Origin of the sequence: Gillisia sp. Hel_I_29 (assembly GCF_000744275.1) — a bacterium.
GTDB lineage: Bacteria > Bacteroidota > Bacteroidia > Flavobacteriales > Flavobacteriaceae > Gillisia.
In genome coordinates this window covers 369,273-392,780 of the sequence record NZ_JQLP01000001.1, presented here as the reverse complement: position 1 = coordinate 392,780, position 23,508 = coordinate 369,273, and the positions used below count along the sequence as shown (strand labels likewise).

The 23,508-nt window shown below is 35.1% G+C and carries 20 protein-coding genes; 10 read left to right on the top strand and 10 right to left on the bottom strand.

Annotated elements, in window-relative coordinates; genetic code table 11:
* Positions 1 to 51: 51 nt before the first annotated feature.
* From P163_RS01830 to P163_RS01820, 3 genes are all read right to left on the bottom strand, one after another.
* Positions 52 to 1,443: an OmpA family protein gene (locus P163_RS01830; protein ID WP_034887065.1), complete on the bottom strand. Its 1,392-nt coding sequence runs from the start codon at positions 1,441 to 1,443 to the stop codon at positions 52 to 54.
* Between the two features lie 241 nt (positions 1,444 to 1,684).
* A complete protein-coding gene (gene kbl / locus P163_RS01825; protein ID WP_034887064.1) occupies positions 1,685 to 2,881 on the bottom strand; it encodes a glycine C-acetyltransferase in 1,197 nt (398 codons plus the stop codon).
* A gap of 31 nt (positions 2,882 to 2,912) precedes the next feature.
* Positions 2,913 to 6,041, bottom strand: a complete 3,129-nt coding sequence (locus tag P163_RS01820; protein ID WP_034887063.1) for a UvrD-helicase domain-containing protein — start codon at positions 6,039 to 6,041, stop codon at positions 2,913 to 2,915.
* Between the two features lie 174 nt (positions 6,042 to 6,215).
* Between P163_RS01820 and P163_RS01815 the strand changes: the two genes are divergently transcribed.
* The gene (locus tag P163_RS01815; RefSeq protein ID WP_034887062.1) at positions 6,216 to 6,824 is read left to right on the top strand and encodes a superoxide dismutase; all 609 of its coding nucleotides are present in this window, start codon (positions 6,216 to 6,218) and stop codon (positions 6,822 to 6,824) included.
* 265 nt (positions 6,825 to 7,089) lie between these two features.
* Here the strand turns inward: P163_RS01815 and P163_RS01810 are convergent, their stop codons facing one another.
* The 4 genes from P163_RS01810 to P163_RS01795 form a co-directional block, all read right to left on the bottom strand.
* On the bottom strand, positions 7,090 to 8,988 hold the full coding sequence (locus tag P163_RS01810; RefSeq protein ID WP_034887061.1) for an amidophosphoribosyltransferase: 1,899 nt from the start codon (positions 8,986 to 8,988) through the stop codon (positions 7,090 to 7,092).
* 60 nt (positions 8,989 to 9,048) lie between these two features.
* The gene (locus P163_RS01805; RefSeq protein ID WP_034887060.1) at positions 9,049 to 9,987 is read right to left on the bottom strand and encodes a PfkB family carbohydrate kinase; all 939 of its coding nucleotides are present in this window, start codon (positions 9,985 to 9,987) and stop codon (positions 9,049 to 9,051) included.
* A gap of 90 nt (positions 9,988 to 10,077) precedes the next feature.
* Positions 10,078 to 10,545, bottom strand: coding sequence for a ribonuclease HI (gene rnhA, locus P163_RS01800; RefSeq protein WP_034887059.1), 468 nt, complete (start codon positions 10,543 to 10,545; stop codon positions 10,078 to 10,080).
* A 1-nt stretch (position 10,546) separates the two neighbouring features.
* A complete protein-coding gene (locus P163_RS01795; RefSeq protein ID WP_034887058.1) occupies positions 10,547 to 11,140 on the bottom strand; it encodes a phosphoribosylglycinamide formyltransferase in 594 nt (197 codons plus the stop codon).
* Positions 11,141 to 11,286: 146 nt separating this feature from the next.
* Here P163_RS01795 and P163_RS01790 point away from each other — a divergent pair, with 146 nt between their 5' ends.
* The 5 genes from P163_RS01790 to pyk all read left to right on the top strand — a co-directional run bounded on the left by P163_RS01790 (position 11,287) and on the right by pyk (position 15,555).
* Positions 11,287 to 11,520 carry an acyl carrier protein gene (locus P163_RS01790; RefSeq protein WP_034887057.1) on the top strand — a complete coding sequence of 78 codons (234 nt, stop codon included), beginning with the start codon at positions 11,287 to 11,289 and terminating at the stop codon, positions 11,518 to 11,520.
* A gap of 16 nt (positions 11,521 to 11,536) precedes the next feature.
* Positions 11,537 to 12,790, top strand: a complete 1,254-nt coding sequence (fabF, locus tag P163_RS01785; protein WP_034887056.1) for a beta-ketoacyl-ACP synthase II — start codon at positions 11,537 to 11,539, stop codon at positions 12,788 to 12,790.
* A gap of 10 nt (positions 12,791 to 12,800) precedes the next feature.
* Positions 12,801 to 13,538 (top strand): ribonuclease III, encoded by a 738-nt coding sequence (rnc, locus tag P163_RS01780; protein ID WP_034887724.1) that lies wholly within the window; start codon positions 12,801 to 12,803, stop codon positions 13,536 to 13,538.
* Between the two features lie 107 nt (positions 13,539 to 13,645).
* Positions 13,646 to 14,125 (top strand): IPExxxVDY family protein, encoded by a 480-nt coding sequence (locus tag P163_RS01775; protein WP_034887055.1) that lies wholly within the window; start codon positions 13,646 to 13,648, stop codon positions 14,123 to 14,125.
* Positions 14,125 to 15,555, top strand: coding sequence for a pyruvate kinase (gene pyk / locus P163_RS01770; RefSeq protein ID WP_034887054.1), 1,431 nt, complete (start codon positions 14,125 to 14,127; stop codon positions 15,553 to 15,555). Before P163_RS01775 ends, pyk begins: the two co-directional genes overlap by 1 nt.
* A 150-nt stretch (positions 15,556 to 15,705) precedes the next feature.
* On the opposite strand, the gene dinB is transcribed toward pyk, so the two are convergent.
* Complete coding sequence (gene dinB / locus P163_RS01765; protein ID WP_034887053.1) at positions 15,706 to 16,806, bottom strand: DNA polymerase IV; 1,101 nt, start codon at positions 16,804 to 16,806, stop codon at positions 15,706 to 15,708.
* A gap of 114 nt (positions 16,807 to 16,920) precedes the next feature.
* On the opposite strand from dinB, the gene P163_RS01760 reads away from it, so the two are divergent.
* Genes P163_RS01760 through P163_RS01745 form a run of 4 tightly spaced genes read left to right on the top strand, consistent with a single transcriptional unit; the run spans position 16,921 to position 18,872 of the window.
* Positions 16,921 to 17,580, top strand: a complete 660-nt coding sequence (locus P163_RS01760) for a nucleoside-diphosphate sugar epimerase (RefSeq protein ID WP_034887052.1) — start codon at positions 16,921 to 16,923, stop codon at positions 17,578 to 17,580.
* 18 nt (positions 17,581 to 17,598) lie between these two features.
* Complete coding sequence (locus P163_RS01755; RefSeq protein WP_034887051.1) at positions 17,599 to 18,066, top strand: CYTH domain-containing protein; 468 nt, start codon at positions 17,599 to 17,601, stop codon at positions 18,064 to 18,066.
* Between the two features lie 12 nt (positions 18,067 to 18,078).
* Positions 18,079 to 18,579: a YciI family protein gene (locus P163_RS01750; RefSeq protein WP_034887050.1), complete on the top strand. Its 501-nt coding sequence runs from the start codon at positions 18,079 to 18,081 to the stop codon at positions 18,577 to 18,579.
* An 11-nt stretch (positions 18,580 to 18,590) separates the two neighbouring features.
* On the top strand, positions 18,591 to 18,872 hold the full coding sequence (locus P163_RS01745) for a GNAT family N-acetyltransferase (RefSeq protein ID WP_034887049.1): 282 nt from the start codon (positions 18,591 to 18,593) through the stop codon (positions 18,870 to 18,872).
* A gap of 61 nt (positions 18,873 to 18,933) precedes the next feature.
* On the opposite strand, the gene P163_RS01740 is transcribed toward P163_RS01745, so the two are convergent.
* Positions 18,934 to 20,340, bottom strand: coding sequence for an efflux transporter outer membrane subunit (locus P163_RS01740; RefSeq protein ID WP_034887048.1), 1,407 nt, complete (start codon positions 20,338 to 20,340; stop codon positions 18,934 to 18,936).
* A 25-nt stretch (positions 20,341 to 20,365) separates the two neighbouring features.
* Complete coding sequence (locus P163_RS01735; protein ID WP_034887047.1) at positions 20,366 to 23,506, bottom strand: efflux RND transporter permease subunit; 3,141 nt, start codon at positions 23,504 to 23,506, stop codon at positions 20,366 to 20,368.
* Positions 23,507 to 23,508 lie beyond the last annotated feature (2 nt).

The window sequence follows — 23,508 nt, the reverse complement described above, 5'->3', positions numbered from 1 at the left end:
ACGCCCCGATAAATCGAGGCGTTTTTATTAAAACTTTAGAAATATATTCTATTATTCTTTATCAGCGCTAGCTTTCATTTCTTTGTCTTTATCTAAAGAAATTTCAACACGTCTGTTATCTTGTCTTCCTTTTGCAGTTTTGTTAGTTGCAATTGGTTTAGTTTCACCGTAACCTTCAGAAGTTAATCTGTTAGCAGGAATACCAGCAGAGATCAAGAATTCTCTAACAGAAGCAGCACGCTCTTTAGATAATTTCATGTTGTAAGCATCACTACCTTGGCTATCTGTATGTCCACCAATATGGAAGATAGTTTGTGGATACTCATCCATAATATCAGCGATAGATTTTAAAGCTGAACCAGAGTCAGAACGGATTGAAGCTTTATTCAAGTCAAACAATACAGTTTTAGAATACTCATTCAATTCAGAAATAACTTCTACAGTTGGCTCAGGACATCCGTTGTTAGCAGCAGTTCCTGCAACATCTGGACATTGGTCATCTTTATCTAATACACCGTCACCATCCTTATCTTGGAAAGGACAACCGTTATTTTCTTTTGGACCAGCTTCGTTAGGACATTCGTCTTCACTATCTTTTACACCATCACCATCAGCATCAGGACATCCATTCATTTCAGCTGAACCAGCTACAGTAGGACATTCATCTTTATTGTCAGCAATACCGTCACCGTCAGTATCAGGACATCCATTAAACTCAGCTAAACCAGCTTCGTTAGGACATTCATCTTTACGGTCTTCGATTCCGTCACCGTCAGTATCAGGACATCCGTTAAACTCAGCTAAACCTGGAGTTTCAGGACATTCGTCATCTTTATCATATACTCCATCTCCGTCAGTATCTTTACCACCGAATACGAATTTAACACCAGCAGAATGCTGTAAGTGAGACATAGCGTCATCACTAAAAGCATGCTTGTAAGAAGACTGGATGTCTAAAGCTATGTTGTCTGTAAACCAGAAAGAGATCCCTAAACTTCCGTTTAAAGTTCCATTTCCTTCTTCATCCAACCAAGTGTAACCACCACCAACACCTACATGCGGGTCAAACCATCCGTCATTAAGTAATGCTCTTAGGCTGTAGTTTACTGTACCATCAACGGCATAGTAAGAAAGGTCATTTGCAGATTGATCACCAATTTTATCAATTTGGTTTACAGTTCCTGCTACCCCAAATACGAATCCACCACCAATATATCTGGCAACAGATAATCTTGATACTGAAGGAAGTATATTCCAGTGATCGTCGGTGTTGAAGTACTCATCTCCGAATCCACCTGCTGGAGCATCATCTCCTGTAGGGTAATAATCAACCGCATTTACGCCAATACCAATGGCCCAAGGGTTGTTTTGATCTTGAGCTTGTACAGCAGTAAAGCCAAGAACAAATAATGAAGCGAATAAAAATCTGCTAAGATGTTTCATATCTGTTAATTTAGTTTTTAAGTGTTAATTGAAACAAAAGTATGTTGTAATTCAATATTAACAAAGTTAAAAATAATAAAGTTTTCTTAATTAGCCCCCAAATACCACGTATTACAAGGGTTCTACAGTGGTAATATGCATTGACTTGTAGTTCTTATACGGATTTACCTTTATAAATTTAACAGAATAATACTTAATAATTTAATAAAAATTGAATTATTTAACAATTTTGTTTTTATGATTATGATATGACTTTTAGTTCTTTTCCAACCTTGATGAAGGCTTCTATGGCTTTATCTAAATGGTCTTTAGTGTGAGCTGCAGAGAGTTGAACTCTTATTCTGGCTTTCTCTTTTGGTACCACTGGGAAGAAGAATCCAATTACATAGATACCTTCTTCTAATAATCTATCTGCCATTGCTTGAGATAATTTGGCATCATAAAGCATTACAGGTACTATTGCAGAATCTCCATCTATTATATCAAATCCGGCCTCTTTCATTCCTTTCTTGAAATAATTAGTATTCTCTTCTAATGTATCTCTTAGTGAAGTATCATGTTGTAACATTTCAAATACTTTGATAGAAGCACCAACAATTGCCGGGGCAAGAGAGTTTGAAAATAAGTAAGGTCTGGATCTTTGGCGCAAAAGTTCTATTATTTCCTTTTTACCTGTAGTATAACCCCCCATCGCACCACCTAATGCTTTACCGAGTGTTCCTGTAATAATGTCTATTCTTCCAAGTACTTTCTTTTCTTCTAAAGTTCCAATTCCTTTCTCTCCTATAAAACCTGTGGCATGACATTCATCTATCATTACCATAGCATCATATTTATCTGCCAGATCACAAATCTTATCTAATGGGGCTAATAGTCCATCCATAGAAAATACTCCATCTGTAACTATCAATTTAAAACGTGCGCCATTAGCATTGGCATCTTGAAGTTGCTTTTCAAGATCTTCCATGTTTCCATTATCATATCTATATCTTGCTGCTTTACAAAGTCTAACCCCGTCTATAATGGAGGCGTGATTTAAAGAATCTGAAATAATAGCATCTTCTTTAGATAACAAAGGTTCAAAGATTCCTCCATTAGCATCAAAAGCAGCAGCATATAATATAGTATCTTCTGTACCGTAGAACTCTGCAATTTTAGATTCTAGTTCTTTGTGTATATCCTGAGTACCACAAATAAAACGAACGCTAGACATTCCAAAACCATGAGAGTCCAAAGTGTCCTTAGCAGCTTTAACCACTTCTGGATGAGAAGAAAGACCAAGGTAGTTGTTGGCACAAAAATTTAAAACCTTTTCTCCGGTAGAGATAGTAATTTCTGCTCCCTGTGGAGATGTAATTATTCTCTCTTTCTTATAAAGACCATTTTCTTTGATCTCTTCTATTTCCTTTTCTAGGTATTCTTTTATTTTTCCGTACATATTTTCTATTTTCTACAAAATTATAAATCTTTTATACAAAAGTGATGTTCACTTCATTATTAATATAAATGAGTATCTTATTGCTTACTTCAAAATCCATTTTAGAAATTACGTGAGCATATTCATTCATTTGCTGTTGGTGGTAAGGTTGGATATTTCCAGTCTTATAATCTATAATAGTAACTTTATTGTCTTTAATATTAAGCCTATCTGGTCTTAAGATCTCTCCTGAAGCATCTATAATATCCCGCTCTCTTATTATCTTATATTCATCTGAATAATATTCGGCTGTTTCGGGATGGGTAAATATTGCGGAGATAAGTTTCTCCAATTCTAATAGTTCATCTTTACTAAGATCTTCTTCTGAAGTGAATTTATTAAACGCAGCAGGGAGATCTTCAGCGGTATCAACTTCAGACATGATGTTATGCACTAAAAGTCCTTTATTGATAGCTTCTTCCTGAACAGAGTCCCATAAAGAACTGGAATTGGTAACTATCTTTACTAAATTACTTCTAGTAGGGGAGGAAAAAAAATATTCCTGTTTTATAGTATTATTAGGTTCTTTTGATGAACTACTTTCTGGAGCTATGGTTCCAAAATCGTAGCTGGCAACAGCATCATCCCAAAGATTTTTACTTTTTAAGTATCCAATTAAAAGACCAGAAACCACTTTTTCATCTTCCTGTCCTTTTTTAAGTGCGAGGTTAGAAAGTATGTAAAGCTGTTTAGAAGCTCTTGTAAACGCAACATACAACACATTGATATTATCAAATTCGCTTTGTTCTAATTTTTCTTGATACGCAGAAGATTCTATTTCACCCCAATTCAACATTTTATCTGAAGCTTTCAAATAACCAACAGGTATATCATCTAAACCTTCTGGAAGAGGTAACCATAGATGATCTCTGCTTACATCTTTAAGTTTGGTATTGGCAAAAGGATAAATAACTATAGGAAACTCTAATCCTTTAGATTTATGAATGGTCATTATTATAACTGCATCTTCTGTTTTAGGTGCAATGATGCTTAATTTATCTTTATCTTGCTCCCACAGTTCTAAAAATTCTTGTATTCCTATAGAATTCTTCTCTACCTTCTCAAAAATATAATCTAAGTAAAACTGTACGTAGGCGTTAGAAGTTTTTATAAGTGAGAAAGTTCTAATAATATATTCTGCAGCTTCATACATAGATAGAAATCTTATTTCTTCTATATTAAAATTGATATTATAGGTGCTTAACCAATCAAAAAAATCCTGATCATTTTTTTCAATATTCTCCGCAATTATTCTGTGGGGATCTGCTATTTGAAATGAGTGGGTAAAATAATTTAAAAGATTCCATTTTATATTCTTGTCGGTAGGGTTTTGAGAAAATTCAAAAATAGCATTTATAAAATGTACCTCCGGAGAATTTGAAACCAATAAAGATTCTGATGAAACTATAGAAACCCCTCTTTCGCTCAGGTAGTTTGCCATGGCAAAACTCTCTTTTCTAGTTCTGGTTAAGATACAGATGTCGCCCTTAGAATAGCCTTTCACGTCTAGATCATTAATGATCTCTAGAGCTCTTTCCGGATGAATCTCAAACTCATCTTCTTTCTTTTCAGATTCCAGAAAGGAAATATTCACATATCCCGGAAGATCTATTTTTACTTCTTGGCTACTATTCTTAAAGAGTTCTCTGTAAAGAGGATTATCAAATTTATCTGAGATATAGCTAAAGAAGGAATTGTTAAATTTTACGATCTCTTCTGCACTTCTATAATTACTGGGAAGATTGTGGAGATTCTTTTCTATGTTGAATGGATTTTTATGGTTGTATAGGTCTATAAATTGCTCTGCTTTTCCACCCCTAAACCTATAAATAGATTGTTTAGCATCTCCAACCAGCGTTAAGCTGGAAGTTTCTCCAGTAACCTGTTCAGTTGAAAGCGCATGATCTATAAGCGGAATCATATTAAGCCACTGCATTTCTGAAGTGTCTTGAAATTCATCAATAAAATAGTTCTTATATCGTTCTCCTAAACGCTCATATATAAAGGGCGCTGGTTGATTATTGATCACTTTAGCAATAGTTGGATTAAAATCTGAGATAAGCACAAGAGATCTTTCTTTTTTGATATTCTCAATTTCATTGGAGATCTCGCTTAAGAGCGATAACGGGTTTAGGTTTTTCAAGATCTCTTTTAAATATTCTCTTTTAAAAATCAATGCTCGAGAAGTTTTAAATAGCAAGGCGATCACCTCTTGATTTTGATCTAGAATTTCTTTCTTGTGAGCAGCTACTTTTTTAGCATATAACGGCTCATCCTCTATTTGTTCCTGATATTTAGCTCCAAATGAAACGGCATAATTTTTAGCTTCAAGTTTGCTGAAATAATTAAAGAGATGCCCTGCATTAAAATCTAATCTTTCTAATCCTTCTGAATTGATGATATCAAAGAATTGAGCGCTCACCTCAGAAATTTGATCTTCAACCGTTTTAAGTTCTTTCTTTAATTTGTGAGAGTAAGCTTCAAAATCTAATAAGGTCTTACCCTTAAGAAGGGCTACAAATGGTTGGTGTGTTTCTTGAGTTAATAACCCCGAAAACTTGAAAAGATCTCTAGAGATATCCCAACTCTTATCGTCATCTGCTTTATCTAACGTATAGCTCAATAAAGCTTTGGTTAATTTTTTATCTTCTCCGGCTCTGTTAATAACACGATCTACTGCCTCTTTTAATACTTGCTGAATGTTAAGCTCTACTTCAAAGTTAATTGGAATACCAAGGTCTTTAGCAAAGGTTCTTATGATTTTGTGGGTAAACCTATCTATGGTAGAAATATCAAATGCAGCATAATTGTGTAGAATGCTTTTCAGCACATTTTTTGTCTTGCTTTTGATATTTGCTATGGGGAGACCGGTTTCCGATTGAAGATCTCTTAGTAATAAATCATTATCATCTGTGCTAATAGCTATTTTATATAAAGTGGCTATCACCCTAGATTTCATTTCTGCAACCGCTTTATTTGTAAAAGTGATGGCTAAAATGTTTTTATAAGAATCGCTGGTATCAGCTTTAAGTAATAGTAGAATGTATTCTTTTACAAGAGTATAGGTCTTTCCAGACCCTGCCGAAGCATTATAAATGGTAAATGAATTTTTTTGAGACAAACTTTAGATTTTGATGTTGAAATTAAGGAAAATAAGTGGAGCTTATAGATAGTAATTTCTATAAGAAGCAATTTAATCTTTAAGTATTTTATAACACAAAAATATTTTTAATAATCCCCTTAATGCCTAAATTTGGAACAATAGATAGAATAATAACTAAAAAAAGATATAATTATGGCTTTTGAGTTACCAAAATTAAAATATGCCTTTGATGCATTAGAACCAAATATAGACGCTAAAACAATGGAAATTCATCATGATAAGCATCATGCTGGATATACCAATAAATTGAACGATGCTATTGAAGGTACAGATCTTGAAGGTAAAACTATAGAAAACATACTTAAAAATCTAGATATGTCTAATACCGCTGTTAGAAACAATGGTGGTGGATTTTATAATCACAGTCTTTTCTGGGAAGTAATGTCTCCAGATGGAGGAGGTAAGCCAGAAGGTGATCTAGCTAAAGCTATAGATAACGCTTTTGGTTCTTTCGAGTCTTTCAAAGATGAATTTTCTAAAGCAGCTGCTTCTAGATTTGGATCTGGATGGGCGTGGCTATGTGTGCATGAAGGTGGAAAAGTAGAAGTATGTTCGTCTCCAAATCAGGATAATCCATTAATGCCTAAAGTTGGGTGCGGTGGAACTCCAATTCTTGGATTAGATGTATGGGAACATGCATACTATTTAAACTATCAGAATCGTAGACCAGAATATATTGAAAGTTTTTTCAATGTTATAAACTGGACAGAAGTTGCTAGCAGATATGCTAAAGAAAAATAGTTTAGTTTTAAGTGTATAAAAAAGCCTGCTACTTTTAAAGTAGCAGGCTTTTTTTGTGTTTTGAAACTGTTGTAAAATAAAAAAAGGCGGATAAGATATCCACCTTTTTTTGCCCCAAATCTACCATGAACTTAACCTACTTATGCTATGGCTCTGCTAATATACACGATTACTTAGCTTGTGCAAACACTTTTAGATGAACTACGTAGATATTAGTTAAACGACCTGAGCCGTCAAATAAAATTACATTCTTGTAAGACTATGCTTAATAAGCTCGGTCCTTATTTCCTTCGAAAAAATTAATGAAAGCCCTGTTAACCACCCTGTTACCTCCAGGAGTTGGATAATCTCCGGTAAAATACCAGTCTCCTAAATTATCTGGAATAGCTTTATGTAAATTCTCTACGGTTTGATAAATGATCTTCACTTTCGTCTTTACTTCAGGCTCACTTAGCAGCTCTGCAATCTTATCTGAAATTTGCTGATCTGTAAACGGCTCATAGATCTCTTTCACAAAATTCTTCACTTCTGTATCTGCTAGATCTACCTGTTTTTTGCATTTATCATAAACAGATTCTACTATCTGGTATTGGTTCGTATCTTTTAAAAGCTCAAGTGCTGCTCTAAAAGCAACAAAGTCTTCAAGGCGAGCCATATCAATTCCATAACAGTCTGGATATCTAATTTGTGGAGCAGAAGAAACTACAACTAATTGTTTAGGCTTCAATCTATCCATCATTTTAATGATACTTTTTTTAAGAGTTGTCCCTCTAACAATACTATCATCAATAATTACCAGGTTGTCTTCCGGCTTTACTACACCGTAAGTAATATCATAAACATGTGTTACCAGATCGTCTCTACTGCTATCTTCAGTAATAAAGGTTCTTAGTTTAACATCTTTAACTGCTATCTTTTCCGTTCTAAGGCGATGTGCTAATATTTGCTTTAATCGCTCATCTGTTAGCGTTTCTTTTTCGTCTAGGATTGCCTGATTCTTCTGTTTGTTCAATTCATCCTGAGCTGCTTCCACCATTCCGTAGAAGGAGGTTTCAGCAGTATTTGGGATATAAGAGAATACGGTGTTTAATGTGTCGTGATCTATAGATTTTAATACCTCCGGCATTAGAAGTCTTCCTAGCATCTTACGCTCTTTGTAAATTTCTGCATCACTTCCTCTAGAAAAATAGATACGCTCAAAAGAACATGCTTTTCTCTCTAAAGGTTCTAAGATCTGTTTAATGTTTACTTCTCCACTTTTCTTGGTAATAATAGCGTGGCCAGGATCAAGTTCTTTAACATCTTCAAAGTTTACGTTGAAAACTGTTTGAATAACCGGTCTTTCTGAAGCTACTACAACAACTTCATCATCTTGGTAATAGTACGCCGGTCTAATTCCTGAAGGATCTCTTAAAACAAAAGAATCTCCGTGACCTAATAATCCGGCCATCGCGTATCCACCATCCCAATTCTTTGCAGATTTTCTTAAGATCTTAGCAACATTAAGTCTTTCTGCGATAAGGGGAGAAGCTTCTACTTTAGTATAACCTTCTTTTTTAAGTTTCTTATATAATTTTCTTACTTCATCATCTAGAAAATGTCCGATTTTTTCCATTACGGTAACTGTATCAGCACGTTCTTTAGGATGTTGTCCCAGTTCCACCAAATTGTCGAATAATTGGAAAACATTGGTCATATTAAAGTTTCCGGCAACAATTAGATTTCTATGCATCCAGTTGTTTTGGCGAAGGAATGGATGTACGCTCTCTATAGAGTTCTTACCAAAAGTTCCATATCTAACGTGTCCTAAAAAAAGTTCTCCTATATATGGGATCTCCTTTTTTTGAAGCGCTACATTATCTGCATACTCCGGATGCGCTATAATTTCTTCATTAATTCGCTCGTTAATTTGATTGAAGATATCCTGAATAGGCTGTGCAGCATTAGATCTTAATCTGCTAATATATCTATCTCCTGGAGCTGTGTTTAATTTGATACTTGCAAAACCGGCGCCATCTTGTCCACGGTTATGCTGCTTTTCCATTAATAGATACATTTTATTCACCCCATAAAAGGCAGTACCATATTTTTCTTTATAATATTCTAATGGCTTAAGTAATCTTATAAGTGCAATACCGCACTCATGTTTTAAAGCATCGCTCATAATAAATACCTTTCGGTTTGCAAGGGTTAAAAAATATTTGTCACAAAAAAAGCCCCGAAATTACAGGGCTTTAGTTGGCGTTAATTCTATATCAAACTGGGTTAAGCTCTTAAACTCTTTTAAGCGTTCTTGAATTTCATCCTGTTTTAATTCTATCATTCTTTCTGTTCCAAATTTCTCTACACAGAAGGAGGCCATTCCAGAACCATAAATTACAGCGTTCTTTAAATTTTCAAAAGAAAGGTCCTCTGTTTTTGCCAAATAACCGGTAAATCCACCTGCAAAAGTGTCTCCGGCACCTGTTGGATCAAATACCTCTTCTAAAGGAAGGGCAGGGGCAAAAAAGATTTGATCTTTATGGAACAGCAATGCTCCATGTTCACCTTTTTTGATCACTACATATTTTGGCCCTAATTTCTCGATCTTTCTTGCAGCTTTAACTAAAGAATGTTCGTTAGTTAGCTGGCGAGCTTCTTCATCATTAATAGTAATTACATCTACCTTAGCTATGACATTCATAAGATCATCCCAGGCATTGTCCATCCAGAAATTCATAGTGTCTAAAACTACCAGTTTTGGATTCTCCACCTGTTCCAGTACACTTAATTGTACCAAAGGGTGTAAATTCCCTAACATTATGATCTCTGCATCTTTATATGCTTGAGGAACAACCGGATTAAAATCTGCCAATACATTTAATTGTGTATCTAAAGTATCGCGGGTATTAAGATCATTATGATATTTACCGCTCCAGAAAAAAGTTTTTCCTCCTTTTACAACTTCAAGACCATCAATGTTAATTCCGTTAGAAGTTAACAGATCTAAATGCTCCTGAGGAAAATCATCTCCTACTACAGAAACTATAGCATTGTCTACATCAAATTGTGCCGATGATAACCCAATATAAGTGGCTGCACCACCTAAAATCTTATCGGTTTTTCCAAATGGGGTTTCAATTGCATCGAAGGCTACCGTACCTACTATCAATAATTTACTCATAATTGTGTTTGAAATTATGCCGCAAATATACGCTTTGTTTTTCAAGGCGTTGGGCAATTTTAGAAATTTAGAAGAATGATTTAATACTTTTTAACTCTCTGTAAAACCTTCATCTAATAGGAGTCTGGGTTGTTTAGAAGCTGTTACAGCTAGAAAGTCACAACGCTCATTTTGAAGATGATTATTATGTCCTTTAATCCACTTAAAATCTACTTTCTGCTTTCTGTATTCCACCAAGAATTTTTTCCAAAGATCTGTATTCTTTCTTTCTTTGAACTTTTTTTTCTCCCAGCTAAATACCCAGCCTTTCTTTACAGAATCTACAACGTATTTAGAATCTGTAAAAACCAGGACTTCTGTACCGGGATTTTTTAATTTTTTGAGTGCTTCTATTACGGCCAGCAATTCCATTCTATTATTAGTAGTATGCTTAAAGCCTTGAGCGAATTCCTTCCGGTAAGGTTTTCCTACCCATTCCATTACAACGCCATATCCTCCGGGTCCTGGATTTCCTCTAGCGGCACCATCGGTGTAAATGTGTACTTGTGGTTGATTCAAATTATTTAGATTCTAAAAGTTTCTGGATAACTTCTGGGAAGTGTTGATATTCTAATTGATGTATTTTGGAGGCTATATCTGTCACTTTATAATGTGCTTCTACAGGAATAGTGCTCTGAAAGATAATTTCACCTTCATCATATTTTTCATTTACATAATGTATAGTAATACCGGTTTCTTTTTCTTTCTCTGCAATTACTGCAGCATGTACTCTGTCTCCAAACATTCCCTTTCCGCCAAATTTTGGTAGCAGGGCAGGATGGATGTTAATAACCTTATTTGGAAAATGTCTCAGGATCTTATTAGGGAAAAGCCATAAAAAACCAGCGAGAACTATAAGATCTGGATTAATATCTTTTAGTACATTTAATACTTCATTGGTGTCTACAAACGCATGTTTATCAAAATAAAGTGCTTTTACGTTTAGATCGTGCGCTCTTTTTAGCACCTTTGCGCTACGTTTATTGGAAAAAACAGCCACAACATTGCCTAAATCTGATTTTTGGAAATATTTTATTATATTTTCTGTATTGGTGCCAGAACCCGATGCAAAAACAACGATCTTCTTTGATACTCTATGCTGTGGTGAATTCAAACCTCTTGTATTAACAATTATTAAAGGTAAAAATAAAGGGTTTAAATGAAATTTCCGTAAATTACCGACACATTTTTAAAGTAAAAACCGGTTTTAAAATAAAGTTTTTTATTTTTGCCACTTAATCAAAATTAAAATAGAATATTATGTCAGACATTGCATCAAGAGTAAAAGCGATTATCGTTGACAAATTGGGAGTTGACGAGAATGAAGTTGTTAACGAAGCCAGCTTCACCAACGACTTGGGCGCTGATTCATTAGACACTGTGGAACTAATTATGGAATTCGAAAAAGAATTTGATATCCAAATTCCAGATGACCAAGCTGAGAACATTGCCACAGTTGGTCAAGCAATTTCTTATATCGAAAAAGCAAAATAAAAAAGAATAGTACTATATGGAGTTAAAGCGAGTTGTAGTTACAGGCTTAGGAGCCCTGACACCTATTGGAAACAATGTTGAAGAATATTGGAATGCACTAGTGTCTGGTAAAAGCGGAAGCGCCCCTATCACCTATTTTGATACCGAAAAATTCAAAACTAAATTCGCTTGTGAGCTCAAAAATTTTAATGCACTAGATTTCTTTGACCGTAAAGAAGCCCGAAAACTAGACAGATTTGCACAGTATGCTATTGTAGCTTCAGATGAGGCTATCAAAGATTCTGGAATAGATCTGGATGTTGTTAACAAACATCGTGTTGGAGTGATTTGGGGAGCTGGAATTGGTGGACTAGAAACTTTTCAAGATGAAGTTATTAACTTTTCTGAAGGTGATGGAACGCCAAGATTCAATCCGTTCTTTATTCCTAAGATGATCGCAGATATTGCCCCTGGCAATATTTCTATTCGTCATGGGTTTATGGGGGCAAATTACACTACGGTTTCTGCATGTGCTTCTGCAGCCAATGCTATGTTTGATGCCTTAAATAATATTCGCTTGGGATATAGTGATGTTATTGTAACAGGTGGATCTGAAGCAGCGGTTACGAAAGCAGGTATGGGTGGATTTAATTCCATGCACGCACTATCTACAAGAAATGAAAGCCCGGAAACAGCTTCCAGACCTTTTGACGCTACCAGAGATGGTTTTGTTCTAGGGGAAGGAGCCGGAGCTCTTATTCTTGAAGAATATGAGCATGCAAAAGCCCGTGGCGCAAAGATCTATGCTGAATTTGTTGGAGGTGGACTTTCATCTGATGCTTATCATATGACGGCACCACATCCAGAAGGTTTAGGTGTTATTGCGGTGATGGAAAGTTGTTTGCAAAACGCTGGTTTAAAACCAGAAGATGTAGATCATATTAATACTCATGGAACTTCTACTCCACTTGGAGATGTAGCAGAATTAAAAGCTATCTCAAAAGTATTTGGAGAACACGCCAAGAATATTAATATAAATTCTACAAAGTCCATGACTGGACACCTTCTAGGTGCAGCTGGGGGTATTGAAGCGGTTTCAGCTATTTTAGCTATGAAACACGGAATTGTTCCTCCAACCATTAATTTTGAGCACGCAGATGAAAATATTGATCCGGAATTAAATCTTACTCTTAACAAAGCGCAAAAACGCGATGTGAAAGTAGTGATGAGCAATACATTTGGATTTGGTGGTCATAACGCCTGTGTACTATTTAAAAAGTTAGATGAATAACCCAATTGTTATGAGTGTTATTCGAAACATATTAAATTCCCGTTCTTCTAAAGACGGGAATTTTTTTATGGCTATTCAGAAAATTCTGGGTTTTAAACCTAAGAATATTGGTCATTACAAAAAAGCCTTTACCCACCGCTCTTTAAATCAAAAAGATCAGGAAGGGAATGCGGTAAATTTTGAACGAATGGAATTCCTTGGAGATGCTATGCTTAGTGCTGTAATAGCAGCCTATTTGTTTAAAACCGTTCCTGGAGGGAATGAAGGATATCTTACCAAAATGCGTTCTAAGATCGTTAGTAGAAAGCATTTAAATGAACTTGGAAAAGATCTTAATCTTATAGATTTTGTTCAAACCAACATTCCTAAAGAACAATTTGGTGCCAATATTCATGGGAATCTGTTTGAAGCGTTAATAGGTGCTATTTACGGTGACAAAGGTTATAAATATTGCAAGAAATTTATTTACGATAGGGTTATCAATCCTTATGTAGATATAGAGCAGTTGGAAGGAAAAGTAATAAGTTATAAAAGCCTTTTAATTGAGTGGTGTCAAAAGACTAAAAAAACCTTCAACTTTGAAGTTTATGACGATACCGGAAATGATGAGGTTAAACATTTTGCGGTAAAACTGAGGATAGATGAAAGAGTGGTTGCAAAAGCTAGAGCCACTTCTAAGAAAAAAGCAGAAGAAAAGGCCTCGAAACGCGCTTATTACGCACTTCAGAATAAAATTGAGATCAATTAATAATTCCTTCTGAGCTACAACGTTTTCGTAGAAATATCCTAAAATATACCCGCTAATCTTTAGAATTTGGCAATCTTATTATATCTTTAGCTTTAAAGATTAGAAGTATGTTATCTCACAAATTGGAGTTTGATGATATAGATTATTATCAATTAGTGGCTATTCATAGTTCTATGGAAGAGTATAAAATGGCTTATTTTTTAAATAAGCATTTAGACCTTCGCTTGAAACGCTCCCATTTCGATCTAGATTTTAATCATGGAGAAATTCAGGCACTCTATCCACTTTTCGATTTTAAAGAACCAGAAAATTACCGCAGCTATTATCTTATAAAGAATAAATTTAAAGGCTCGATTAAGAAAGTTGTAAGTTCTGGCTCATTATTTATTGAAGAAGACATGTCATCTCAAATTACGTATCTAATACCTGAATATAAGGAAGTAGATTATTTTTTGAAGATAGAAGATGATACAGAAGGAGAGGAGCAAAGCATTATAAATAAGATAGCTTTTATACCACAAGTTATCACAACATATATGGTTGATATCAATCAACTAAAATCAAAGAACAATTTAATTTTAGACTAATGCCAACAAACAAAAGAACAAAGATTGTAGCCACTTTAGGCCCTGCTACTAGTGAGAAATCTGTATTAAAAGATATGCTTGAGGCGGGAGTTAATGTGTTTAGAATCAATTTTTCCCACGCAGATTATGAAGATGTGCGAGAGCGTGTTAAGATGATTCGTGAATTAAATGAAGAATTTGGTTATTCTGCAGCCATTCTAGGAGATCTTCAAGGCCCAAAACTAAGAGTAGGGGTAATGAAGGAGGAAGTAATAGTTAATCCTGGAGATAACATTGTATTTGCTACCGGAAAACCATTTAAAGGAACAGCAGAAAGAGTTTATATGAATTATGAAACCTTTCCGCAAGATGTGAAGAAAGGGGAAAGAATTTTGTTAGATGATGGAAAATTGATCTTTGAAATTGTTAGTACCAATAAAAAAGATGAAGTTGTAACCAAGGTTATTCAAGGAGGTCCTTTAAAATCTAAGAAAGGGGTTAACCTTCCAAATACCAATATTTCACTTCCTGCCTTAACAGAGAAAGATGTTAAGGATGCTATTTTTGCATGTGAGCTGGAAGTAGATTGGATCGCTCTCTCTTTTGTAAGACATGCTGAAGATCTTATGGAATTACAAAAATTGATCAGTGAACACAGTGATCATAAAATTCCGATCATATCAAAAATTGAAAAACCGGAAGGTGTTAAGAATATAGATAAGATCGTTGCTTATTGCGATGGTTTAATGGTAGCTCGTGGAGATCTAGGTGTTGAAATTCCTGCTCAGGAAGTTCCATTAATTCAAAAGCAATTGGTGCTTATCGCTAAAAAAGCTAGAATTCCGGTTATTATTGCAACCCAAATGATGGAGACCATGATCACTAGCCTTACTCCAACAAGAGCAGAGGTGAATGACGTTGCAAACTCTGTAATGGATGGTGCAGATGCTGTGATGTTAAGTGGTGAGACTTCTGTAGGGAAATATCCAGTACAGGTAATAGAGAAGATGTCTCAGATCATTCAAAGTGTTGAGAACTCTCCTTTAATTAAAGTTCCTCATGATCCACCACATGTACGTACCAAAAGATATATTACTAAAGCAATTTGTTATCATGCTGCTATTATGGCCAATGAGATCAAGGCTAAAGCTATTTGTACTTTAACAAATAGTGGATATACCGCTTTCCAGATCTCTGCATGGAGACCAGAATCTAATATTTTGGTATTTACGTCTAATAGAAGAATTCTTTCTCAACTTAGTCTGTTATGGGGGGTTAAAGCTTTTTATTACGACAAGTTTGTGAGCACAGATGAAACTATAGACGATATAAATGAAATTGCACGTAAAAATAAATATGTAGCTAAAGGAGATTTCCTCATCAACCTTGCTGCAATGCCAATTACAGATCGTGGAATGGTAAATACCCTTCGTGTTTCAGAAATTGAATAACTATAAATAATTGTTACGTCGAGCGGAGCCGAGACGTTTTAGTAATTAACTAAAAGCAATTAAAATATTAAAGCCACGAATGCATGAATAAAATTAAATTCGTGTATTCGTGGTTTTATTTTTTCAGAATTAAACTGAAATATTTTATTTCTAAAATTCAAATTTTAACTGTACCGCTATTTCTTTATTGTTGCATTTTTCTTCATCTTTCCCCGTGTTTAAATTAGACAAAGTAATTCCTAATAAACGTACAGACTCTTTCATCTTTTCCTGATAGAGAAGTTCTTTGGCGGTTTCGAGAATTAAGTCCTTATCAGAAATAAAATAAGATAAGGTTTTACTTCTTGTTTGCTGACTAAAATCACTGTATTTGATCTTTAATGTGACCGTCTTGCCTGCAACTTTTCCTTTTTTTAATCTTTTTTCAATCTCTTCGGAAATGTTCTGCAGCCTTTCTAGCATAAATATTTCTGAAGAAATATTGGTGTCGAAAGTTCTTTCTGCGCCTAAAGATTTTCTTATTCTATCTGGTTTTACTTCGCTTAAATGAATTCCTCTCACCACTTTATAATAATGAGCTCCACTCTTTCCAAAGTGCTCTGTTAGAAATTCTTCAGATTTTTGCTTAAGATCAAATCCGTTGAAGATACCAAACTGATACATTTTCTCTGCAGTTACCTTACCTACACCATGAAATTTCCTGATCTGTAATTTTTCCAAAAACTCCTCGATCTCTTCCGGATGTACCGTTTTCTGTCCATTTGGTTTATTATGATCGCTGGCGATCTTAGCAATGAATTTATTGATTGATATCCCAGCAGAAGCGTTTAAACCTGTTTTTTCTTTGATCTTAGCCCGAATTTCTTTTGCAATAAGTGTGGCACTCGGATTTCCTTTTTTATTCTCGGTAACATCTAAATACGCTTCATCTAAAGACAGCGGTTCTACCAGATCTGTGTATTCTAAAAAGATCTCTCTAATTTGAGTGGAAACTTCTTTGTAGCGCTCAAACCTTGGCTTCACAAAAATAAGGTCTGGGCAGTTGCGTTTGGCTATAATACTGCTCATAGCACTGCGCACGCCAAATTTTCTAGCTTCATAACTGGCTGCTGCTACAACACCACGTTCTGCACTTCCTCCAACAGCTATTGGTTTGCCCACAAGTTCAGGATTATCCAACTGTTCTACAGAAGCGTAAAATGCATCCATATCTACATGTATGATCTTTCTATGGTGTAAACCTTCTTTCACAGCGCAAATTTAACGAATCTACAGTATTAAAGTCTTAAGGCCGATTAGAAACCAGGGAATGATCATGTTAAAAAACCTTTCAAAATCTTATCTTTGAGAAAGACACATAAAAGGATGAAAAAGACAGCTATCATTATAGGAGCTACCGGTCTTACCGGAGGTATTCTACTTAAAAAATTATTAAAAGATCCTACCTATGGAACTATTAAATTATTTTCTCGAAGTTCTGTAGAGAATTCTGACCCAAAAATTGAAGAACATTTAATAGATATGTTCGAGTTGGAGAAAGAGCAAGAGAATTTTAAGGCAGATGAGGTTTATGTATGCATTGGAACAACTAAAGGTAAGACTCCAGATAAGCAAACCTATAAAAAGATAGATAAAGGTATACCTGTAGCGGCTGCAAAACTTAGTAAACTTAATAATATCAATACCTATTTGGTAATTTCTGCTCTAGGAGCAGATGCCAATAGTAGTGTTTTTTATAATAAGGTGAAAGGGGAAATGCAGGAGGAAGTGCTTGCTCAAAAGGTTCCGAATACTTATATTTTCCAACCTTCACTAATTTCTGGAGATAGAGATGAAAGTCGATTTTGGGAAAACGTCGCAAAAAAAGCTATGTCGGTATTAAACGTTTTTATGATTGGAGGCTTAAAGAAATATAGATCTATTCATCCAGATCAAATTGCAGATGCCATGAAATGGGTTGCCAATAATGGTTTTGATAAGCAAGTTTTAGAATCTGATGAGATTATTGAAATCAGTAATAAATAATTCAAATTTATGATGTAAATGTTAGAAATAGAAAGAAAATTCCTCGTGAGATCTTTAGCTTTTAAAGCTTTAGCATTTAATAGTTCAAGAATAAAACAAGGATATTTAAATTCTGATGTAGAGCGAACTACAAGAATACGAGTTCGAGATCAAGAAGCTTTTATTACCGTGAAAGGGAAATCTTCGGAAAATGGAATGTCTAGATTTGAATGGGAAAAGCAGATAGAAATTTCTGAAGCAGAATCGCTATTAATTCTTTGCGAACCGGGAATTATTGATAAATCTCGATTTTTGGTAGATGTAGATGGACATACTTTTGAGGTAGATGTATTTTATGGCGAAAATGAAGGTTTGCTCTTAGCAGAAATAGAGCTTAATTCTGAGAACGAGAATTTCACCAAACCGAACTGGCTAGGAGAAGAGGTAACAGGAAATAATAAATATTACAATTCCTATCTTTCTAAACATCCATATTTACATTGGTAAAACTTAAAAGATATGAAAAGACTACTGTTATTAACACTTGGCTCCGTATTACTTATTTCCTGCAAGAATAATGAGTCTGATACGGAAAGTCCTTATGCCCAAGAACTTCAAAAGAATAAAATTATATCTGTAGATATTCATAAACAAGCAGATAAATTAAAGCAAGAAGGTTATCAAACCTTTATATATAGTGAAGGAGATACTACATTTTTAATGCAACAATATTTCATAGTTTTTCTGAAAAGCGGAAATTCAAGATCTCAAGATTCTACAGAAGCTACTAAATTACAAAGGCAACATCTTTCACATTTAAGCAGAATGACAGAAGAAGGTTATGCAAGTTTACTAGGGCCTTTTGAGGATGATGGAGATATTCGAGGAATTGTAGTGTATAATACCAGAACCTTGAAGGAGGCAGATAGTCTTGCCAATCTAGATCCTATGGTAAAGGCTGGAAGACTTAAAGTAGAAGTTCACCCTTGGTGGACGGCAAAAGGAGGAAAACTGAATTAATAAAATAAGTTATGGAGATCAAACATTTTAATGGAGATAAAAAAGGGCAATTTGAGGCATTTTCTGATGAAGAAAAAGCAGGATTAATGACCTATAAATGGTATGATGATCATTGCATTACTATAGACCATACAGAAGTTTATAGCAGTTTTGAAGGCAAAGGAGTTGGAAAGAAATTAATTGTAGAAGGGGTTGCATATGCTAGGAAAAATGATCTAAAGATAAGGCCTTCGTGTCCGTTTGCAAAGAAATATTTAGAACGAACATCAGATTATGATGATGTGTTATATTAAATAAAAAACCGGTCCAAGAATACTTTTGGGCCGGTTTTTCAACTATAAACATACAAAAATCTTACCTCCATCCACCACCAAGGGCTCTGTAAAGATCTACCACTGCTTTTAACTGATTGAATCTGGCGTTTACAAGATCCAATTGTGAATTTAATGCATTTTCTCTAGCAGTTAATACTTCTAGATAATTAGCATATCCATTTTTCAATAACTCTTCAGAATAACCAGTAGCATCAGAATATGCTCTAAATTCCATAGACTTTACATCTATCTTATCTGTATTTGCTTTATAATTATATAAAGCATCTGAAACTTCTTTCCCTGCAGTAAGTAAAGACTTTTCAAAATTTAAGGCTGCTTGCTCCTTTTGAGATTGTGCAACCTCATACTGAGTTCTAATTTTTCTTCCATTAAAAATAGGTTCAGTTAAAGATCCTACTAGGGTTGCAAAGAGAGAGTTCACATCAAACAACTTATCAATATCAATACTTTGAAAACCTCCTGTGGCTGTTAATCTTAGAGATGGATAGAAATTACTTCTTGCTACATTAGTAAGCTCAAAAGCATTTATCAAATTATATTCTGCAGCAATTAGGTCTGGTCTATTCTTTAATAATTGCATTGGAACTCCAACTTCCATGTTGGTGGTAATTTTCTGATCATCCAACTCGCCCCTTTGGATATTTTGAGGTGCTTCCCCTAGTAATATTGAAAGAGAGTTCTCTAACAATCTAATCTCATTATTAATATCAATTAATATCGCTTTTGCAGTGTAGAGTTGAGCTTCTGTTTGTTTTACTCCAACTTCTGTAACATTTCCAGCTTCTTTAAGAGCCTGAGTAGTTTCTAGACCTTTTTGTCTATTCTCTATAGTAGTTTCAGTAATTCTCCTTTGCTCGTCTAAAGCTAATAACTGATAATAATTGGTAGCAATATTGGAGATCAATCTAGTTTTTACCGCTTGGTGAGCAGCAACACTTTGCAAATAGGAAGCTTCAAAAGCTCTTTTATTACTTCTTATCTTTCCCCAGATATCAGCTTCCCAAGAAAGATTTCCCAAGATCTCATATTGATCATTCGTTCCATTTAAAAAAGAACCCAGCTGGCTGTTGTTAGATAATTCCTGATGTGTTACCTGCCCTGTAATACTCAGGGTTGGTAGATAGCCGGCTTTTCCCTGCTTTACGTATGCCTCTGCAGCTAATATTTGCTGAATAGCTATACGTACATCCAAATTGTTTTGAAGCCCTTTTTCTATATAAGTTTCTAATACGGGGTCTGTAAACATTTCTTTCCAGGAGACTTCTGCCATATTAATACTATCTTGAGGAAGCTCGTCTGTTCTATATAGATCTTTTGGAGGCGCTACATCTTGAGGACGTTTATATTCTTTTGCAACAAAACAAGATTGCAAGCTTAGGGCAACCATCCCAAGAAGTAAGAATTTAGATTTAAATAAGATTTTCATTGTAAATAATTTCTTGTTCAGATTATTAATTCTCTATCGTTTCTGGCTCTGGTTTCTTTCCAACTTTCTCCTGTAACCATTGGAAAAGCATAAATAATATTGGTATTACAAACACACCTGTAAGTGTACCTATCAATAATCCACCAACGGCACCAGTACCAATAGAACGGTTACCAGCAGCTCCAACTCCAGAAGCTAACACCAACGGCATTAATCCCAAGATAAAGGCAAAAGATGTCATTAAAATAGGTCTTAGACGTGATTTTGCTCCATCTATAGCAGCATCTACTATAGATTCACCATTCTTCCTACGCTGTATTGCAAACTCTACAATAAGAATTGCATTCTTGGCAAGTAGCCCAATTAGCATAATCAATGCGATCTGGAAATAGATGTTGTTTTCTAATCCCGCAAATTTTGTAGTAATATAAGCTCCAAAAACTCCCAATGGTAAAGAGAACAATACCGAAAGTGGTAACAAATAGCTCTCATATTGTGCAGCAAGTAAAAAGTAAACAAAAACTATAGAGAGAATAAAAATAGTTGTGGTTTGGTTACCAGCATTAACCTCTTCTCTTGTTAGACCAGAATAGGCAGTACTATAATTACTTGGCAATGTTGCCGCTACTTCTTCTATAGCTGTAATTGCATCTCCAGAACTAAACCCAGGGTTAACTGCTCCGGTTAGGGTAGTAGAGTTAAAAAGGTTAAATCTAGTTACAGATTGAGGTCCGTACACACGTTTTAGTGTCATAAATTCTGTAATAGGAGCCATTTCACCACTTTCTGTTCTTACAAAAAGTTTGTCTAAATCTTCTTTTTTAGTTCTGTCTTCCGGCAGTGCCTGTACATAAACACGATATTGTTTTCCAAATCTGGAGAAATCTGAGGCATATACCCCTCCAATATAACCTTGTAAGGTAGAGAAGATACTACTAATTGGCACCCCAAATTTTTTGGCAACTGGTACATTTAGTTCAATCTCATATTGCGGATAACGTGTGTTGAAGGAAGACTGAGCATATTGTATTTCTGGTCTTGCCGTTAATTTTTGTATGAATTCCTGATTCACCTTATCAAGGTCTTCAAAACTAGAACCAGATTTGTCTAACAAGTTTACAGTAAATCCTGACGAGTTCCCGAAACCTGGAATACTAGGAGGGGAGAAGAAAATAACGTTTGCTTCTGGTATGGTAGCCGCTATTCCGAATAATTTACCGGTAACTGCTTTAATAGACTGGCTATCTTCTTTACGCTCATCCCAGTCATTCAATCTAATAAAACCAAGTCCGTAGTTACTACCAGCTCCACTAATTAAACTTCTACCATTAATCACTGAGGATCCTTTAACTTCTGGGAGTTGTGATATTTTCTCATAGAGTTTTTGATTCACTTCATTGGTTCTATCCATAGAGGCACCAGCGGGAAGTTCTACGTTCATAAAGATAATTCCTCGATCTTCATCTGGAACAAATCCGGTAGGAGTGTTTGTAGCAGACCACCATATTCCTACAACAGCAAGAATAAGTATCACTGCAGTAATCCATTTGTTCTTATATAAAAAGCTTAATGATTGTCCATATCTGTGAATGGTAGCATTAAATCCTCGGTTAAAAGCAGTGTAAAAACGTTGAAGGAAGTTCTTTTTCTCACTTCCCTTCTGTTTTTTATCGTGAGGTTTAAGTAATAATGCACATAGTGCCGGACTCAAGGTTAAGGCATTCACAGCAGAAATTATGATGGCTATAATTAAGGTTACACCAAATTGTTCATAGAAAACACCGGTTGGCCCTTGTATAAAGGTTACCGGAATAAATACTGCAGCCATTACCAATGTAATAGATATAATAGCACCGGAGATCTCATGCATGGCACCTACCGTAGCTTTTTTTACATCATTGGCGCCTTCATCTATTTTTGCATGTACTGCTTCTACCACAACAATGGCATCATCTACTACAATACCAATAGCCAGTACAAGTGCAAATAGCGTTAATAAGTTAATAGAATATCCAAAGAGGTTCAAAAAGAAGAACGTACCAATAATAGATACAGGAACCGCGATTGCCGGAATTAATGTAGATCTAAAATCTTGAAGGAAAATAAATACTACAAGGAATACCAATAAGAATGCTTCAAAAAGCGTACTAACCACTTTCTCTATAGAGGCATTTAAGAAGTTGTTGGTATCATAAGGAATAAAGATCTCGATACCCGGTGGTAGTTCTTTCTCTAATTCTGCTAATTGTTCTTTAATGGTAATAATGATCTCTTGTGCATTAGAACCTTTGGTTTGAAAGATTCCCATATTTACAGCAGGATAGCCATTAGTAGAAGAACCCCCGTCGTAAGATTGTGCATCTAGCTCAATATCAGCTACATCTTTCAGTCTAAGAAACTGTCCATCTCCTAAAGCTTTAATAACAATATTGCTGTATTGATCTTCGGTTTTAAATCTCCCGCTATATTTAATTACATATGAGAAAGCCTCTCCATTGTTTTCCCCTAAAGATCCTGCAGCAGCTTCCAAACTTTGTTCTCTTAAAGCAGCTGTAACATCAGAAGGCATTAGGTTGTAAGCCTTTAATTTATCTGGCTGTAACCATATTCTCATGGCATAATCTTTTCCACCAAACACATTTACATCTCCAACCCCATTTACCCTTTGTATTTCCGGAATAACATTAATTTTCAGATAATTCTGAATAAAAGTATCATCGTAATCTGGATTGGTACTATAAAATGAAAGGAACATTAAAGCACTGGTTTGTTGCTTCTGAGTAGTTACACCATTCTGTTTTACCTCTGCCGGTAATAATGGATTTGCTCTAGCCACACGATTCTGGACGTTCACCGCAGCAATGTCTGGATCTACATCCTGATCAAAATAGACAGTTATAGAGGCAGTACCATTATTAGTAGCTGTTGAGGTAATATAGGTCATTCCCTCCACCCCGTTAATTTGCTCTTCTATAGGTACAATAACGCTTTCTAGGATAGTCTCTGCACTGGCACCCGGGTAAGCAGTACTTACCGAAATGGTTGGGGGTGCAATATCAGGGTACTGGGTAATAGGTAGGGTAGTTAACCCAAGTACTCCTAATATTACAATAATAATAGAAACAACCGTTGAGAGTACCGGACGTTCAATAAATTTCTTGATCATAA